This is a genomic window from Anoxybacillus sp. J5B_2022, assembly GCF_026847645.1.
In the GTDB taxonomy this organism is placed as follows: Bacteria; Bacillota; Bacilli; order Bacillales; family Anoxybacillaceae; genus Anoxybacteroides.
The window spans coordinates 1-17024 of record NZ_JAPSMC010000061.1 but is presented as its reverse complement, the minus strand read 5'-3'; the positions used below and the strand labels follow the sequence as shown (position 1 = coordinate 17024).

General features: G+C 45.2%; 12 protein-coding genes and 1 other annotated feature. Of the genes, 7 read left to right on the top strand and 5 right to left on the bottom strand.

Annotated features, from left to right (window positions below; translation table 11 throughout):
• Positions 1–274 precede the first annotated feature (274 nt).
• The 5 genes from M4I42_RS13925 (at position 275) to ccpA (ending at position 7283) form a co-directional block, all read left to right on the top strand.
• On the top strand, positions 275–802 hold the full coding sequence (locus tag M4I42_RS13925; RefSeq protein WP_268852713.1) for a DNRLRE domain-containing protein: 528 nt from the start codon (positions 275–277) through the stop codon (positions 800–802).
• A 197-nt stretch (positions 803–999) separates the two neighbouring features.
• Positions 1000–5229 carry an RHS repeat-associated core domain-containing protein gene (locus M4I42_RS13920; RefSeq protein ID WP_268852714.1) on the top strand — a complete coding sequence of 1410 codons (4230 nt, stop codon included), beginning with the start codon at positions 1000–1002 and terminating at the stop codon, positions 5227–5229.
• A 10-nt stretch (positions 5230–5239) separates the two neighbouring features.
• Entirely contained in the window at positions 5240–5473 is a 234-nt protein-coding gene (locus tag M4I42_RS13915) for a hypothetical protein (RefSeq protein ID WP_080859617.1), read from the top strand.
• 405 nt (positions 5474–5878) lie between these two features.
• Positions 5879–6163, top strand: a complete 285-nt coding sequence (locus tag M4I42_RS13910) for a hypothetical protein (RefSeq protein ID WP_268852712.1) — start codon at positions 5879–5881, stop codon at positions 6161–6163.
• A gap of 124 nt (positions 6164–6287) precedes the next feature.
• A complete protein-coding gene (ccpA, locus tag M4I42_RS13905) occupies positions 6288–7283 on the top strand; it encodes a catabolite control protein A (RefSeq protein WP_268852711.1) in 996 nt (331 codons plus the stop codon).
• A 23-nt stretch (positions 7284–7306) separates the two neighbouring features.
• Here the strand turns inward: ccpA and M4I42_RS13900 are convergent, their stop codons facing one another.
• Genes M4I42_RS13900 through M4I42_RS13890 form a run of 3 tightly spaced genes read right to left on the bottom strand, consistent with a single transcriptional unit; the run spans position 7307 to position 9785 of the window.
• Complete coding sequence (locus tag M4I42_RS13900; RefSeq protein ID WP_268852710.1) at positions 7307–8485, bottom strand: acetoin utilization protein AcuC; 1179 nt, start codon at positions 8483–8485, stop codon at positions 7307–7309.
• Positions 8482–9126 carry an acetoin utilization AcuB family protein gene (locus tag M4I42_RS13895; protein ID WP_268852709.1) on the bottom strand — a complete coding sequence of 215 codons (645 nt, stop codon included), beginning with the start codon at positions 9124–9126 and terminating at the stop codon, positions 8482–8484. Before M4I42_RS13895 ends, M4I42_RS13900 begins: the two co-directional genes overlap by 4 nt.
• Before the next feature lie 26 nt (positions 9127–9152).
• Positions 9153–9785, bottom strand: coding sequence for a GNAT family N-acetyltransferase (locus M4I42_RS13890; protein WP_268852708.1), 633 nt, complete (start codon positions 9783–9785; stop codon positions 9153–9155).
• Between the two features lie 175 nt (positions 9786–9960).
• Between M4I42_RS13890 and acsA the strand changes: the two genes are divergently transcribed.
• Positions 9961–11676 carry an acetate--CoA ligase gene (gene acsA / locus M4I42_RS13885; protein WP_268852707.1) on the top strand — a complete coding sequence of 572 codons (1716 nt, stop codon included), beginning with the start codon at positions 9961–9963 and terminating at the stop codon, positions 11674–11676.
• A 45-nt stretch (positions 11677–11721) separates the two neighbouring features.
• On the opposite strand, the gene M4I42_RS13880 is transcribed toward acsA, so the two are convergent.
• On the bottom strand, positions 11722–14493 hold the full coding sequence (locus tag M4I42_RS13880; RefSeq protein WP_268852706.1) for a transglycosylase domain-containing protein: 2772 nt from the start codon (positions 14491–14493) through the stop codon (positions 11722–11724).
• A 144-nt stretch (positions 14494–14637) separates the two neighbouring features.
• Positions 14638–14858, top strand: a binding site (T-box leader).
• A gap of 40 nt (positions 14859–14898) precedes the next feature.
• Between M4I42_RS13880 and tyrS the strand changes: the two genes are divergently transcribed.
• Positions 14899–16155, top strand: coding sequence for a tyrosine--tRNA ligase (gene tyrS / locus M4I42_RS13875; protein WP_268852705.1), 1257 nt, complete (start codon positions 14899–14901; stop codon positions 16153–16155).
• A 37-nt stretch (positions 16156–16192) separates the two neighbouring features.
• Here tyrS and rpsD read toward each other — a convergent pair whose 3' ends face one another.
• Positions 16193–16795 (bottom strand): 30S ribosomal protein S4, encoded by a 603-nt coding sequence (gene rpsD / locus M4I42_RS13870; protein ID WP_268852704.1) that lies wholly within the window; start codon positions 16793–16795, stop codon positions 16193–16195.
• Positions 16796–17024 lie beyond the last annotated feature (229 nt).

Here is a 17024-nt window from a genome sequence, read left to right as displayed (position 1 = left end):
CCCAAGGGTTAAAAGCGGAGAAACAAGAGTCTGGAACCATTGAATTTACGGATGCAAAAACAGGAAAGTTTTTATTTTATAGGTTCATCACCACAACATGTACTTGACAAACGGTAAACTTCTCTGAACAAGTATATGCAAAAAAACATTAGTTAGCTGGTTTTCCCTCGGAAACATAAGTAGAGCATGTTATGAAAAATCAAGTACAACTTTTGGTGAAGAGCCATTTTATATCCAGCGTCCGTATATGTATGATTCGTCAAAGGACGGAAATGTGTCAGAACAAGTCACGCAAGAGGTGACACCCGTCGACGATGGGTTTATTCTCACTGTCACAGCAGATGAGTCGTATTTAACCGATCCGAAGCGCGTCTATCCAGTTGTCATTGACCCTTGGATCGATGTGTTCGAAGCACAGGACGCATTTGTAGCAAGCGGTACTTCCAGCAATTACGGCAACTTAAATTATTTGTCGGTCGGGAAAGATCCGAGTCTAGGGAAAACACGCACGTATTTAAAATGGACGTTGCCACAAATCCCTAATGCGAAGGTGACAGGAGCCAGTGTGGGGGTGTATCAATATTACCCCAATCCAGCATTATCCAATGCTGTACCTGTTGAACTTCATCAGGTCACGAGTGCATTTAACGCTTCTTCCATCACTTGGAACAACCAGCCAACCTTTGACGCGACGCCGATTTCTGTCAAATCCGGAATGCAAGTCGGATATACGTATTTTGCAGTTTCTGATTTAGTAAAAAATGGTATGACGGAACGGTTCCAAACGATGGTGTCGTCTTAAAAACAGATGATACAGTAGAAGCCACTGCTGACCAAAAATTATTCCACTCGACGGAATGGAATAGTTCCGACGGATCGCCGTATGGAAAGCCGAAACTAGTTATTTCCTACCGTTCAAAGAAACTATTAGGGATTACCGATTACTGGACGTATACACCGGACTTGTTTAACGGTGAAGGAACCGCCGTTGTGAACGTGATGAACGGGAATATGGTATATGACATCCCGATTTTATCGCTTCCTGGAAGAACAGATGCTTTTCACTTAAAAATGGTATACAACAGCCGTTCGGACTTTGAAGATGTATATGGATACCGCTGGACATTCAGCGCGCAACGGAAACTGATTCCAAACAGCGACAAGACGATCGTGGAGTATATTGATGAAAACGGCACACATTATCATTTTAATAAACAACAGTACGATACAGGCACGGCGTACTCCGCGCCGGAAGGGACATTCTTTGCATTGAACAGCACGGCGGATGGCGGATACACGCTCAAAGAACCAGACGAAACGCTCTATTATTTCGACTCGCAAGGCCGGAATACGAAAGTCGTCGACGAAAAAGGCAATACGATTTTGTACACATTTAATGGCACGACCAATCAAATCACGAAAATTAGCGAGCGGTTCGGCTCGGAAACGACGGGACGCGATTTGTCTTTGGCGTATGATCCAACGACGGGCCGACTACAAAAAATCACCGATTTCCGAGGAACGGAAACAACGTTTACGTATGATAGCTTAAATGGGCACTATCGTTTACGGACGATTACGTATGCGGCGAACCGTCCGGAGCATAAAACGATTACGTTCGATTATAATGATCAACAACAATTAATCGCGATTACAGACGGAAACGGAAATACAGGAAAATTTGAGTATGATGATCAGAATCGGGTGAGCAAAGTCATCGATCCACGTTCCGATACCATCTTTGCGCAGCTCGACTACCCTTCGATCAATGAAACGGTGTTTACTGATGCTAATAACAGTAAAACGTATTACCAAAGCAACATTGATCAAGATTTAGCCACTGTTAATGTTGTGAAAATCATTGAAGACTACCAAGGGCAGCATCCATCGGAGACACAATATGAATGGAAAAATAATGAAATCACAAAAGTCATCGAACCTAACAAAGATACAGGAGATGCCAGTGGTCCAACAACCTCATCCGACTATGATGACAAAGGAAATTTAACGAACAGTGTTGCACCAGATGGTGAGGCTGTAACCAATCATTATGACAGCAAATCCAATTTAACGGATTCGACTACAAGCTCTGGTTTGTCCGAGCAAAACGTATACGACAGTGTCAGCAATCTATTATTCTCGACGAACCATGTAGGCTTAACCGATTACTTTACCTATGATCGTTATGGAAATACTGTGTCGTCGGTGACTCCATCGTCGCTTGCGGTCAATCCGGTGGTCAATAGTAGCTTTGAATCTGTTGGCACGAACAGCTTGCCGACAGGCTGGACGATTCGCACCGGTAGTGAATATTCGATCAGCTCCGACCATGTATTTGGCACTCAATCAGCCAAAATTACGCTGACGGGAACCGAAGGGGCACGCTATTACTACCAAGATGTACCGATTAGCACGACGCTAGCAGACAAGACGTATACAATCTCTGGATATATTAAAACAACGAATGTTACGGGATCAGGAGCGCGAATCCGAATTTATTTTAAAGACAGTAGCAACCAATATATTAAAGACAACTCAGGAAATACCATTGTATATGGAAGCCCTTATGTCACAGGAACAAGAGATTGGCTGCCGGTTTCGTATACGTTTACGGCCCCAAGCAATACGGCATACATTCATATCGAATGTATCTTTACAGGAGCAGGAACGGCGTATTTCGATGGCATTCAGTTGGATCAAGGATCGATTGTCACTGAATATGCTTCGAACGAAAATGCCGGTATGGAAGCAGGAAGCGGCGCTGTACCTGACAACTGGACGTTAAACTCATTCGGCACAGGAGACGGTCGGACGACCGAACAAGAGAAAGCGGGACAATATTCCGTCAAAATTAATGGCGTCAGCAGTGCGAGCCGTTATGTCGGACAACAAGTTTCCGTCAGTGGGAAAAAAGGCGATCCATTGACATTGTCCGGCTGGGCGTATGTGAAAAATCCAAATGCGACAGGTACTTTTGCATTGCAGTTGACGTTCACGTATACGGATGGAACAACGGGAACGTTTACGATTCCATTTGACAAAACATTGACGGATCAATGGCAGTTTGTGAAAAAGACGTTCCGGGCGGCGAAAGATTTTAACCAAGCGAAGATTTATGGAATTTATAACAACCAAGCCGGAACGGTCTATTTTGACAATATGAAGCTGGAAGAACGGGCTTCGACTTCGACCACGACATATAGTGCAGATGGCAATTTTGTCACAGCGGAAACGGATGAATGGAACCAAACGACATCGTACGGTTACGATGCGAATGGAAACGAGACATCCGTCACAACACCGGCTGGACGAAACACAACATACACTTACACTTATTTGGATCAACTAAAATCTGTGACAATGGTCGATCCGTCAGGACAACAAAGCATTACGACCCAGTATACGTACGATACGCAAGGGAACTTGAAAACTCGTACGGATCCAAGAAATAACGTCACAACGTTTGATTATAATGCCATTAACCAATTGACGTTAGAACAAGATCCGTTAGGCAAATTTATTAAGTATGATTATGACAGTAGCGGAAACCTTAAAACCATTGAAAAAGGAAAAGGCACGACGACCCTTTCGAAGCAGGAGTTTCAATATGACCGCAAAAATCAACTGACGGAAAAATGGGTCAATGACCAAAAGATCGCATCGTATACGTACGATTATGCCGGAAATGTGACGAGCATTGACGCGAACGGCCAAACGTATTCGTTCACGTATGACACGTACAGCCGCTTGAAGACGTCTCAAGAACCGAGCGGGTACCAGCTGCAAAACAACTATGTGACAGATTCAAACAGCTCATCGAACGGACTGCGCAGTTCCTATGTGGAAACGACTGGCGGCCATTCATATACCACGACATTTGGATACGACGTCTTACAGCATCTAACGTCCATTCAAGTGCCGACAGGCCAAACGACCGAGTTTTATTACAATGAAAAAGGCCTGCCAATCCGTACAAGTTTGAAAAATAGCGCTAATACGTCTTTCTTCCATGTTTATTCATCCTATGATGATGGGGGACGATTAACCGCCCAGCGTGTTATCGGCGGCGACGCGTTGGATTTGACGTACGGATACGACGCCGATGACAACATTGTCAGCTACTTCGATGGCACCAATACACATACGTTTACGTACGATTTCGCCAACCGCTTGAAGTCATGGACGTACCAAGGCAACACTGTTCCATACGACTACGACGCGGCGGGGAACTTGAAAAATCCGCATGGCAAGACGTTGACGTTTAATGCGGCCAATGAAGTCGAAGGGTTTACGTATGATGACGCCGGCAACCTTCTGCAAGACGACCGTTACCAATATACATGGGACGGAGAAGGACGCCTGCTTTCAGTCAAAGACGTAAACGGCAACGAGGTCGCCAGCTTCACGTATCGTCCAGATGGACTCAGAGAAACGAAAACAGTCAATGGCGTCACGTATCATTATCACTATGACGGCTCGGACTTAATCCGCATTACGAATGATAGTGGCCAAACCGTATGGGCGTTCACATGGGTGAATGGCAAGCCAAATACGGTGACGAATGCGAATGGCGATACATTCTACTATGTCACGAACTACCGCGGCGATGTCGTCCGCATTGTCGACGAAAACGGCGCGACGGTCGCCAATTACAGCTACGACCCATGGGGCAAAGTGCTTTCGGTTTCGGAAAATGCGGCAGTAGCTGGACAACCGCTAGGGTATGCGGGATATTATTATGATAGGGAAACGAAGCTGTACTACCTACAGGCACGTTACTATGATCCAGAGACGGCGAGGTTTATCTCAAGAGATCCAGATCCGGGAGACAAAGACGATCCGATCACTCAAAATGCGTATACGTATGCGAATGATAATCCGGTGATGCTGGTGGATCCGGATGGGAAGTTTGCTTGGATGATTCCTATCGCTATTGTTGTAGGACAAGCTATTGCCGATGGTGTTGCAATAGGAGCAGGACTGTACATGAGGAAAAGTTTGCCCCTTAGAGGCCCTAAAAAAGGAAGCTTAACTTTAAGAGATAAGAAAGGAAAAGTTATACAACGAAGATATTATGATAGTGCGGGAAGGGCGAAAAAAGACATGGATTATAGCGATCACGGAAATCCGAAACACCATCCTTGGGGGCCTCATCGACATAAATGGAAATGGGACGGAAAAAAGCCTAAAAGAGGAGGAGCAGAACCAATGAATAAAGGAAGGAGGTAGGAGATAAAATATGAGTTTAGAAAGATTAATAGAACTTATAGAAATTGGACATGATATAGAATTTATCTATAATGATGAGCGTTATTCAATAACGAATACTCAAGTGGGTATTTGTTTTACAAAGTACTATAATTTGAATCATCAAGAATATACAAACGTAAGTGATTTTATAGATAATGCGTGGATTGGTGAAGAAAAATTAAAAGATATTGTATCTCAAATTGAAATTACTCATGTTTTTTAAATATTAAGTGTTCCTACTTTGAGAATAATAACAAAATCGTCTGTAACTATTCAGTTTATTACTAGATAAATTCTGGAATAATCAAAACCAAAAGGGTATTTTCAATGATGGAATCGCTCTTTTTAAGTTAAGGAGTCGACATGCTGCGCATGAGGCAAAAATATGAACATCTTCGGGACTGCGAAACGTGCCTGAAATCTGTTGTTTCGTTTTAGATTAGGGTGCCAGGCACGTGTTGAAAAAATCAAAGTGTTTACGTATGATGACGCCGGCAATCTTCTCAAGGACGACCGCTACCAATACACATGAGACGGAGAAGGCCGCCTGCTTACCGTCAAAGACTTAAACGGCAATACCATCGCCAGCTTCACGTACCATCCAGACGGCTTGCGGAAAACGAAAACGGTGAATGACGTCACGTACCATTACCACTATGACGGCTCGAACTTAATCCGTATCACCGATGATAACGGACAAACGGTGTGGGCGTTTACGTGGGCGAATGGAAAGCCGAACACCGTCACGAATTCAAACGGCAACACCTTCTACTATGTGACAAACTATCGCGGCGATGTCATGCGTATCGTGGACGAAAATGGAGCGACGGTGGCTAGTTACAGCTACGATCCGTGGGGCAAAGTCCTATCCATTGTTGTGCCTGTCACCTGCCAAACTAGAGTTTTTGCGTAATGATGAAAACATTTGCAAAATGTTTGCGAAGACGTTGCGATTAGGCGATAATGTATCGTATGATAAATCTACATAAATAGGCAAGATTTGCGGTGTGAGAAAATAGATTGAGGAGTGAAAAGAAATGAATGTAACGATTTATGATGTGGCGCGGGAGGCAAACGTGTCGATGGCGACCGTGTCGCGCGTCGTCAATGGAAACCCGAATGTGAAACCATCCACAAGAAAAAAAGTATTGGAAGCGATTGAGCGGTTAGGGTATCGGCCAAACGCAGTCGCTCGCGGGCTTGCAAGCAAAAAAACGACGACGGTTGGCGTCATTATCCCTGACATTTCGAGCATCTTTTTCGCCGAATTGGCCCGCGGGATTGAAGACATTGCGACGATGTATAAATATAATATCATTTTAAGCAACTCCGATCAAAATAAAGAGAAAGAGCTGCATTTGCTCAACACGATGCTTGCGAAGCAAGTGGACGGCATTTTGTTTATGGGCGGCAACATTACAGAAGAGCATGTGAACGAATTTCAAAAATCGGACGTGCCAATTGTTTTAGCAGCGACGATTGAAGAAAATCATCTCATTCCGTCTGTCAACATCGATTACGAGCAGGCAGCGTTTGAAGCAGTAATACATTTTCTGGAAAAAGGGCATACGCGCGTTGCTTATATTACAGGGCCGGCAAACGACCCAATCAATACTAAAAAGCTGGCAGGATATCGCCGCGCGTTAGAAGCGCAAGGCATCGCTTACGATGAAGCGCTTATTGTCGAAGGGGATTATTCGTACGATTCCGGCATTGAGGCGTATGAAAAAATAGCGGAATTAGAAGAAAAGCCGACAGCGGTATTTGCCGGAACCGATGAAATGGCGCTCGGCATTATTCACGGCGCACAAGACCATGGCGTGCAAGTGCCGGAACAATTGGAAGTCATCGGCTTTGATAATACAAGACTGGCAACGATGGTGCGCCCGCGCCTAACAACCGTCGTTCAGCCAATGTATGACATCGGTGCCGTCGCCATGCGCCTGCTCACAAAATACATGAATAAAGAGCATGTCGAAAACCATATCGTCGTCTTACCGCACCGCATTGAATATCGCCAATCGACGAAATAAAGAAAACAAAGCCTATGAGCGTTTCATAGGCTTTGTTTCATATTCGAGCGCTGGCTGCGAATCGGATAGAGCGCTTTTTCGACGGTTTGGGCATTTTTCTCGGTAATTTCTGCCCTGCGCGGAATCGGTGGATATAACGTTTCCGGATCGTCCCATTCCAGCGGCAGCGGTACCGGCGCGTGCGGCTGCCATTTATCGAGCCATGTTTTCGGGAGGTTGCCTGAAATGTTTGATTGTTCCGTCATTTCCAGCCAGATGAGCGCCCAAGCGCGCGGAACGACCCGCCAAATATCATATCCTCCTCCGCCGACTGCCACCCAGCGTCCCCCGCAATATTCGTGAGCGATTTCATGTGCGATTTTTGGAATTTCCCGGTACGTTTTCATCGTCACCGATAAATGGGTGAGCGGATCATAATAATGGGCATCGGCTCCATTTTGCGTTAAAATAATGTCCGGTTTGAAAAAAGCGGCAATTTCCCGAAACGCCTGTGTATACGCCTCTAACCATGACTCATCTTCCGTAAACGCATCGACCGGAATGTTGAATGAAAACCCGTATCCTTTCCCTTGTCCCCGCTCTGTAATATTTCCTGTTCCCGGAAACAAATATCTTCCCGTTTCGTGAATCGAAAATGTGCAAACGTTCGGATCGTCGTAAAACGCCCATTGCACCCCGTCGCCGTGATGGGCGTCCGTATCGACATATAAGACGCGGAGTCCGTATCGTTCTTGCATATATTTAATTGCTACCGCGCTGTCGTTGTAAATGCAAAAGCCAGATGCTTTGCCGCGAAAGCCGTGATGAAGCCCACCGCCTAAACTTAGCGCGTGCTGCGCTTTTCCTGACACGACATAATCGACCGCGGTTAACGTCGCCCCTACTAACAACGCGCTTGCCTCGTGCATATTCGGAAAAATAGGCGTGTCTTCTGTGCCAAGCCCGTAATTCATCGCGACATCTTCCGACAACCGTCCTTGCCCGGCAGCTTTCACCGCATCGATATACGCGCGGTCATGAATGAGCTCGAGTTCTTCGTCTGTCGCCATGCGCGGTGAAACAATTTGGTCGTCCGCTAGTGCCTTCATCTCCCGCAACAATTCATACGTCAATTTGACGCGTAACTGATTGAACGGATGCGCGTCGTGAAATTTGTAAAGCTGGAAGTCATCTGAATACACAAACACGCAATCTTTGTTCATGATGAAACCCCCGGCAAATTCGGCCATAATACGGTATACCCTGCGTTTTTTAAATCGGCGATTACTTGAATCGGGTTCATCGTTTGAATGCGAAACACAAGAATTTTATAGCGCTCATCTTTGTCAGGATAGACGAGGACGCTGGCGATATTGACATTTCGTTTCGCAAAAACGGCCGTTACTTCGCTTAACATGCCGCTCAAATTTGGCACTTTCACTTCGATTTGTGAGCCAGGTTGGTGCGCCCCTGTTAGTTGCACAAGCGTATATAATAAATCCGTTTCCGTAATAATGCCGACGAGTTTCCCGTCTTTCGTAATCGGTAAACAGCTAATGCGATGTTCGTAAAACAAAGCAGCGATTTCTTCGACGAAATCGAGCGGATGACCAGTAATCACATCGGTTTTCATAATCGTGCTAACCGGTTTTTCAAAATCCTCTAAATGTTCGCATGCGTGGAAAATGGACGGACTTACATCGCGAATATCGCGGTCGGTCACAATGCCGACGACATGTTGTTCATCGTCAACGATCGGAAGATGGCGGATTCGGTGCTGTTTTAATAACTGCATCGCTTCGGCAATCGTCTGATGTGGCTGAAGCGTTGCCACGTTTGTTTTCATGATTTGCTCGACAATCATTCGTAACTCTCCCCCTTTGTTTTCCCCTAATACATAAACCGATTCATAAACCGAAGGCGGTCAAATTTTTGAATCGATTCTTGATCGACCCGTTTTCCGATGCGGGCCATTAAACAGTTTGCCGGATGGGAGCATATCTCTGGATCATCGGTCGCATACCAAACGAGGCCGCCGGCATTCATCATTTTCTCCATGACTTTTCGGTATTCCCATACGTTAAGGCCTGTCCGCTTCAAATCCCAATGCCAATAATACTCCGTTGTAATGATAATATAGTCTTCCATCGCATCGTCCATCATCGACACAATCAATAAGTTTTTGCCGACTTGATAGCCGCGAAATTCAGGAATGACTTCGATCGCACCTAATTCAATTAAATTTTCCATCTTCCCTTCCGACCAGCGCTCGAGCGGGTCAGGATACAAAAATGTCACATAGCCGACGATCGTTTGATGATGCCGGGCAATAATAATTCTCCCTTCAGGAAGACGAGCGATGTCGATTAATGCTTGATGTTGCTGTTCGGGTTGACGGAAGGCGGTTAAATCACGATGAAATTCATAGGCTGCTAATTTTTCAGCCGGTACAGGCCCTTCGATAATAAGCGTGCCTTTCGGTGTTTTTAATTCTTTGGCATTATATGTTTTCTTATGTTCCATTTAGCCACCACCTGACTAAGTTTTCTATCTCTCATTATACATAAAAACCGAAAAGTTAAAGCGTTTTCAAAAAAATTTCTTTATTTCCAAAATAAAATTTTTTAAAAATTGAGAAATTAAAAAAGTTGTACTATAATGGGAATGTAATCACTTACATAAAGGGGGAACTAGGGGAATGAAAGTAGAGATGCTACCGGTCATACAAGGGGAACACAATTTAAAAAACTATGACGAAACGTATCGAACATTCGACTGGTCGGAAACAGAAAAGCAGTTTTCATGGGCGGAAACAGGACGGGTGAATATGGCCTATGAAGCGATTGACCGCCACGTAGAAACGTTCCGGAAAAATAAAGTGGCGCTTTATTATCGCGACGCTTCGAGAGAAGAAAAATATACGTTTAAAGAAATGAAAGAGTGGTCAAACAAAGCAGCGAACGTATTTAAACAAGTCGCGGACGTGGAAAAAGGTGACCGTGTATTTATTTTTATGCCGCGCTCTCCAGAATTGTATTTTGCCGTTCTTGGCGCAATCAAAGTCGGAGCGATTGTTGGTCCATTGTTTGAAGCGTTCATGGAAGGAGCGGTGCGCGACCGGTTAGAAGACAGCGAAGCGAAAGTGATCGTGACAACAAAAGAGCTGCTTCCACGCGTTCCGGTCAATGAGTTACCAGCGCTAAAACACGTCTTACTTGTCGGCGACGATATTGTTGAAGAAGGACCATACGTTGACTTTAAAAAGCGGATGAGCGAAGCGAGCAAACATTTTGATATTGAGTGGGTTGACCGGCAAGACGGACTCATTTTGCATTATACGTCTGGTTCGACTGGAAAGCCAAAAGGCGTTTTGCACGTGCATAATGCAATGATTCAACATTATCAAACAGCAAAATGGGTACTTGATTTAAAAGAAGACGACGTCTACTGGTGTACGGCGGACCCAGGTTGGGTAACAGGGACATCATATGGCATTTTCGGTCCGTGGTTGTGCGGCGCTTCCAACGTCATCGTCGGCGGACGGTTCAGCCCAGAAACATGGTATAAAACGATTGAAGACTACGGTGTGACCGTTTGGTACAGTGCGCCAACGGCATTCCGCATGTTGATGGGAGCAGGCGATGAGTTGGTGAAAAAATTTGATTTAAGCTCATTGCGCCATATTTTAAGCGTCGGTGAACCGTTAAATCCGGAAGTCGTTCGCTGGGGGATGAAAGTGTTCCATCGCCGCATCCATGATACATGGTGGATGACAGAAACGGGAGCGCAGCTCATTTGTAACTATCCGTGCATGGAAATTAAGCCAGGCTCGATGGGCAAGCCGATTCCGGGGGTCAAAGCGGCGATTATCGACGATCATGGCAATGAGCTTCCTCCTTATCGGATGGGGAATTTGGCCATTCGCAAAGGCTGGCCGTCAATGATGAAGACGATTTGGAACAATCCGCAAAAATATGAATCGTACTTCATCGGCGATTGGTATGTTTCCGGTGACTCGGCTTACATGGACGAGGACGGTTACTTCTGGTTCCAAGGCCGTATCGATGACGTCATTATGACATCAGGTGAGAGGGTTGGACCGTTTGAAGTCGAAAGCAAACTTGTCGAACATCCAGCCGTCGCTGAAGCAGGCGTCATCGGCAAACCAGATCCGGTTCGCGGCGAAATCATTAAGGCATTTATTTCGCTTCGCGAGGGCTATGAACCTTCCGAGGAACTCATTGAAGATATTCGCCAGTTTGTGAAAAAAGGACTGGCAGCTCACGCGGCACCGCGAGAAATCGAGTTTCGCGATAAATTACCGAAAACGCGCAGCGGAAAAATTATGCGCCGCGTCTTAAAAGCGTGGGAATTGAACTTGCCAACAGGAGACTTGTCGACAATGGAAGACTAAAAAGCAAAGGGGGCTGACGTTTGAGGTCAGTCCCTTTGCTTTCGTCTACTGCTCATTTTGATTTGTCGCTGCATTGTCCGTTTTTTCTTGTGTGTTTACTGGCGTAGCAAGAGAAATAAGGTTGGACGGCAAAGATTCATTTCCGCTAATATCTACAGCGGTGACGTAATAGACGCCGGCTGCGGAAGGAATGGTAAACGACGGCGACGGGCCAGCTTTGATGGCGGCAGCTACTTGAAATGGCAAGCCTTCTTGTTCCGCACGATACACTCGATAGCCGACGACATCTAGCTCGCGATGTGCTGTCCATGTCAACGTTTTGCCAGACAATTGCGCCACAGGCGGGTCGGGACGTTTGCCGTTTTCTTTCAACTCCGCAAAGACAGCAACGTTTTTCCATTGCGCTGAATCCGGGAATAGTTTCGTAAGATCAGTATCTTTTATTCCCCATTCTTCGAGCACTTGTGCATTAAATCCTACCCCTTCGCTTGTAAATTCTTGTGGCGTTGTCGGAAGCGCCGCGTACCGTTTTCCATTGACTTCGACAAATTTTCCGCTCGTTAACGAATGATCCTCTTCTGTCGGCACAAATTTGGCGTTATATAAATCGTAGCTGACTAAACCAGCTTTTTCGCACATCGCAGACGGAATGAGCCCTGATACGGTGCAGTAGGCGCGGCGAACAATGCCACCCGGCATATTAAATCGCTGTTTGGGCGCGACCAAATCCGGTTTAACGTCGTAAGCAGCGTTCATGAGCTGCGCCCATAATAATAAGTTTCGTTTGCTGTAGGACAATCCTTTATATTTCAGCTCTAGCGGCCGTGGCGTATCGTACCCGATCCACGTACCAAACGTGACGTTCGGATTTGTTGCAACAAACCATGCATCTTTATTGTCTTGTCCCGTTCCGGTTTTTCCCGCCCAGTCGGCATGGAATTTTAAAAATGATGGAAGCGAAGCCGCGGTCCCTTGACGAATGACGTCACGCATCATGTCGATTGTTAAATACGCGGTTTGTGGCGAAAAGACGTTGACTGGCTCGCTTTTATGTTCATAGACGACTTGTCCGTCTTTGGCAACAATTTTTTCGATTAAATACGCATCGACAAATGTGCCGTAATTGCCGAACGTTGCATAAGCGTTCACGTTTTCTTCTACCGTTACCCCTTTCGTTAATGCGCCGAGCGCCATTGATAGGTTCGTTGCGTCCGCTCTCGTTAAGCTCGTAAATCCCATTTTTTCCAAATACGTAATCGGGCGCTGACTGATTGTTTTCATGTATGTGCGCACTGCCGGAATGTTATAGGAGTATTGCAGCGCGCGGCGGACGGATACGAACCCATGTGTCCTCCGGTCAGCGTTTTTTGGGCTGTACGAGCCGCTTGGAGTTTGTACTAGTAAGTCAATATCTGGAATTACTGATCCTGGTTGAACGATTCCCATCTCCATCGCTGGTGCATACACTAAAAGCGGCTTCATCGTCGAACCGTTTGAACGATACGCTTGCGTCGCGTGATTCAGCTGCTCGCGGTGATAATCTCGTCCTCCGACGAAGCTAATAATGCGTCCGGTTTGGTTTTCAATAAGCATCGCTCCAACTTCGACCGGCTCCACTTTTGTGACGATTTTTCCTGTTTTTTTATCTTTTTCTCGTTTCATGATGTCGCTTCCGAAATACGGATATTTTGCGACAACTTCTTGCATTCGGTCGTAAATGTCTTTATCGATCGTTGTATAAATGTCGTATCCGTTTTGCCGCAATTGTTTTTCTGCTTTTGTCTTATATTCTTCGTATAAAGAAGGGTTGGTTTGCAAATCTTTTTTTGTATAGCCGTCTTTTTTCGCCAATACATCGGCTAAAATGGCTTTTGCTCGCTGTTCAATTTCCATCGTTAGCCACGGATATTTTTCAAACGGTGATGGCTTCGGTGGAGCAAGATGTTTAGCGACATCGTACGTCAACGCTTCGTTGTATTGTCTTTCGGAAATGTAACCAGCTTTTTTCATTCGGTTTAAAACGGTTTTCATGCGCTGTAATGCCGGGGAAAGATCTTTCTTCACTTCGCCGTCGCTCGTAAACGGAGTATATCCGAACGGGCTTTGTGGAAGTCCTGCCAAAAAGGCGGCTTGTGCCAAATTTAAATCTTTCGCATTCACACCGAATACGCCTTGAGCAGCCGCTTGAATGCCGGCAATATTGCGGCCGGATGAGTTTCTTCCGAACGGGACGACATTTAAATACGCTTCTAAAATTTCATCTTTGCTAAAAAAATGTTCGAGACGAAGCGCGAGCAAAATTTCTTTTGCTTTTCGCTCAAACGACACTTCGTTCGTTAAAATTTGATTTTTGACGAGCTGTTGGGTTAACGTACTTCCACCTGTTCGAAGAGAAGAATTTGTCGCTTCTTGAAATAAGGCGCGAATAATCGCCTTTGGCACGACGCCTTTATGTTCGTAAAAATACTCGTCTTCGGTTGCAATAATTGCTTTAGTGACATAAGGGGAAACGTCTTTTAAAGCAACTTCTTCCCGCTCGATATCGGAACGGAAGCTCCCTAAATAGACGCGATTCGCAAAATAAATGTGTGTCGTTTCCTCGTAGTTATAAATATCTTTTTTCATTTCAGTATACGACGGGATACGCATATCTTTTACTAAAGAAGCAAAGTAGCCGGCACCGACACCGAACGAAAAGGAAACGGCACAAAGCAATACAACAGCGAGCACAAGCAGCACGTTCCATGCAATTTCGTATGTAATGTATAACCGTCGCAACAAATTTGGAAAGGAAATAGGCTGTTTTTCTTGCTCCATACAGATCCTCCGTATACGTCTGAAAATTACTTTTATTATACCATACCGCTTGTCTAATATTATGTTTTTTTGTCATTTTTCTGTTAAGCAGTTTGACAATTCGGGGGGATTGTGGTAAAAACATGTATATCGAAAAAACGATACAGAAAAGCGATGACAGGAATGAGTAGTGGTTATCTCCCTGCTTCAGAGAGCTGGTGGGTGGTGCGAACCAGTGCAAAGATAAGCATGAATTACGTCCTCGAGCTTCTTTTGCGAACAGCAGCGCCCAGTAGCAAAAGACGGTTGTGCCGTTATCGAAATGAAGTGAGAGAGCTTGATGCTCTCTAAGTAGGGTGGTACCGCGAACAACACTCGTCCCTTCGTTGAGGGGCGAGTTTTTTATTTTAAGAAGAGGTGAGAAGCATGGATTTATTAAAAGAGTTAGAATGGCGAGGATTGATCAACCAAGTCACGGATCGCGAAGGGTTAGAGAAGCTGTTAGCGGAGGAAACGGTTAGTTTATATTGCGGGTTTGACCCGACGGCTGACAGTTTGCATATCGGAAGCTTATTGCCGATTTTAACGTTACGACGGTTTCAATTAGCGGGGCATCGTCCAATCGCGCTTGTTGGTGGGGCGACGGGGTTAATTGGCGACCCAAGCGGCAAAAAAAGCGAGCGGACGTTGAATGCAAAAGAAGTCGTTGAGCAATGGAGCGAAAAAATTAAAGAACAGCTTTCTCGTTTTTTAGATTTTGAAGTAGCGGACAATCCAGCGGTGATCGCGAACAACTATGACTGGATTGGCCCATTGGATGTCATTTCGTTTTTGCGCGATGTCGGCAAAAATTTCGGCCTTAATTACATGCTTGCGAAAGAATCGGTGCAATCGCGCATTGAAACAGGCATTTCCTTTACGGAATTTAGTTATATGATTTTGCAGTCGCTTGACTTTTTGCAGCTCTACAAAAAAGAAAACTGTAAATTGCAAATTGGTGGCAGCGACCAATGGGGCAATATTACCGCGGGGTTAGAGTTGATTCGTAAAACGGAGGAAGAGGCGAAAGCGTTCGGCTTAACGATTCCGCTCGTGACAAAAGCGGATGGCACGAAATTCGGAAAAACAGAAAGCGGCACGATTTGGCTAGACAAAGAAAAGACGTCGCCGTATGAGTTTTACCAGTTTTGGATTAACACCGATGACCGCGATGTCATCAAATACTTGAAATACTTTACGTTCTTAACGAAAGAAGAAATCGAACAGTTAGAGAAAGAATTGCAAGAAGCGCCAGAAAAACGGGCAGCACAAAAAGCGCTGGCAGAAGAAGTAACGAAGCTTGTTCATGGGGAAGAAGCGCTTCGGCAAGCGGTAAAGATTTCGGAGGCGCTCTTTAGCGGCAGCATTTCCGAGCTGACGGCGGATGAGATTGCGCAAGGATTTAAAGACGTTCCATCGTTTGAATACAACGGTGACGACATCGCGCTCGTGGAATTGCTTGTCCTGGCGCAAATCGTGCCATCGAAGCGGCAAGCACGCGAAGATTTGGCGAATGGCGCCATTTATGTGAATGGCGAAAGAGTGTCAGACGTGAATAAAGTATTAACGCATGAAGATCGTATCGAAGGACAATTCACAGTGATTCGCCGCGGGAAGAAAAAATATTACTTAATTCGCTACTGAAAAAATCCCCTCTGCATCAGCAGAGGGGATTTTTTCATTAACGAGAATAGAACTCAACGATTAGCGCTTCGTTGATTTCTGCAGGCAGTTCAGAACGCTCAGGGAAACGAGTGTAAGTACCTTCTAATTTTTCAGCGTCTAACGTTAAGTAGTCTGGTACAAAGTTGTTGATTTCTAACGCTTCTTTAATGATTTGCAAATTGCGCGATTTTTCACGAACTGCAATCGTTTGGCCAGGTTTGACGCGATAAGACGGAATGTCTACGCGGTTGCCGTCGACTAAAATGTGGCCGTGGTTGACTAATTGACGAGCTTGACGGCGTGTGCGCGCAAAGCCTAAACGGTAAACAAGGTTGTCAAGACGAGATTCAAGCAGAATCATGAAGTTTTCCCCGTGTTTACCAGCCATTTTGCCAGCTTCGTCGAACGTTTTGCGGAATTGACGTTCGTTCACGCCGTACATATGGCGGAGTTTTTGCTTCTCTTGCAATTGCAAACCGTACTCAGAAAGTTTTTTGCGTTGACCTGGACCATGTTGTCCTGGTGGGTAAGGACGTTTCTGCAATTCTTTGCCTGTGCCGCTTAACGAAATGCCAAGGCGGCGGGAAATTTTCCAAGTTGGACCTGTGTAACGAGCCATTAAATGCTCCTCCTTCGCTTTTATTTTAGGTAAAATAAAAGCAGACGTAATCAACAATTACGGCCATTTTGTTTTCATGTATCCTCGCTCTAGCAGCTAAGAGTTACACGATACACCTCTTTATTAGAGGAACAAAATGAGCACATAAAGGTGACCACTAAGGCTGCTATATTTTACACAAACGCTATTATATGATTTTTACAAAATAAAGTCAATATTTTATTTATTT